The following is a 946-nucleotide window of genomic DNA, read 5'->3' as shown; positions in this document are numbered from 1 at the left end:
CGCGCTTTCACGCGTCGCGCGCACCAGCCGCACGATGTAGTCGGCCACGCTCTCGGCCAGCGTCACGGTGCGCACGGCCGCCGCCGCTGTCGCCAGCACCGCGGGCGATGCCACCGCCGCAACGCCCATTTCGGCGGGCGTGGGCGCGCCGCGGTTGGCGCCGAAGCGTTCGACGATGCGGCGCTCTTCCTCGATCGAGGGATAGTCGACCAGCTGCTTGAACAGGAAACGGTCGAGCTGGGCTTCGGGCAGCGGGTAGACGCCCTGGCTCTCGATCGGGTTTTGCGTGGCCACAACCATGAAAGCCTCGGGCAACGCGTGGCGTTCGCCGTCGAGCGTGACGCGCCGCTCCTGCATCGCCTCGAGCAGCGCGGCCTGGGTCTTGGGCGGGGTGCGGTTGATCTCGTCGGCGAGCAGCAGGTCGCAGAAGATGGCCCCGCGCGTCAGCGTGAACTGGCTGGTCTGGAAGTTGAACAAGTTCGAGCCCAGGATATCGCCCGGCATCAGGTCGGGAGTGAACTGGATGCGCCCGAAGTCGAGCCCGAGCGTCGCGGCGAAGCACTGCGCAAGGAACGTCTTGGCGGTACCCGGCGGACCTTCGAGCAGAACGTGCCCGCGCGCCATGAGCGCGATCAGCAGATGCTCGATCGTCTCGCCCTGGCCGACCACGGCCTTGCCCACTTCGGCGCGGATCGCCTCGGCCAGCGCCCGGACATCGCCAAGGCTCATCGTCGCCTCTGCCGCAACCTCTTCGTACATCGCACTATCACCTGTCATTGCGTGAGCATCCTCTCGAGCGCGTGCAGCGCGCGTGCGGTCTCCAGGATTTCATGGGGGCGCCGCGCTGCGCGCAGCCGCGCGGCAAGCACCGAGAACGGCGTTGCTTCGCTCGAACGGGCGGCCAGCGCGCGGTCGATCGCCGCTTCGGCCGCCGCCGGATCGAGCG

The 946-nt window shown here is 69.1% G+C and carries 1 protein-coding gene; it reads right to left on the bottom strand.

Going from position 1 to position 946, the window contains the following annotated elements; genetic code table 11:
• Positions 1-729: AAA family ATPase (locus MTR62_RS21050; protein WP_244024625.1), on the bottom strand; the 729-nt coding region annotated here is incomplete at its 3' end.
• Positions 730-946 lie beyond the last annotated feature (217 nt).

Source organism: Novosphingobium organovorum, assembly GCF_022832435.1.
Lineage (GTDB): Bacteria > Pseudomonadota > Alphaproteobacteria > Sphingomonadales > Sphingomonadaceae > Novosphingobium > Novosphingobium organovorum.
Note: the sequence above shows the minus strand (reverse complement) of the source record. Positions and strands in the feature narration are given on the sequence as shown.